Source organism: Carnobacterium sp. (genome assembly GCF_032094055.1).
GTDB lineage: Bacteria > Bacillota > Bacilli > Lactobacillales > Carnobacteriaceae > Carnobacterium_A.
This window is the reverse complement of sequence record NZ_DAMDAK010000092.1, coordinates 9,115-9,581: the sequence shown is the minus strand read 5'-3', so window position 1 is coordinate 9,581 and position 467 is coordinate 9,115. Positions and strand designations below refer to the sequence as shown.

Genomic DNA, 467 nt, shown 5'->3' with positions numbered 1-467 from the left:
CGTCAATATCTTTACAATTGATAGAATCATTGATACAATAGTCTTTGTTGTAATAAGCGGTCGTGGCGGAATTGGTAGACGCGCCAGCTTGAGGGGCTGGTCGAGAGATTCTCGGTGGGGGTTCGAGTCCCCCCGTCCGCATCTGAAAACTAGCTAAGCAATGAATCTTTAAAAGAAAGTAAGACGATTTCTTTTAAAGGTTTATTTTTTTGAAATTTATTTACTATCTATGGAATAAAGGAAAAGTATTATACTGTTAGTATTTTTTTTGCTTTTTCTAGGGAGGTCTGCATAATTCTCTGCAAATTTTCGATAAACACTATGAAGTTGAATAGTGATATAGCTCTGCATGAGACTGAAAAAAGAACAAATAATGATGTAGTTAAAGCTAGTATCCTTTAAATTGTTATTGATATATTGTAAGCGGTTGCTTAAAATGGAAGCAGGAGTACTAAAAAGGAGGAACA

Annotated in this window: 1 tRNA gene; it reads left to right on the top strand. The window is 35.1% G+C overall.

The window, feature by feature from the left end:
• Positions 1–56: 56 nt before the first annotated feature.
• Positions 57–141 (top strand) — tRNA-Leu (locus RT405_RS11680).
• The last annotated feature ends 326 nt before the right edge of the window (positions 142–467 follow it).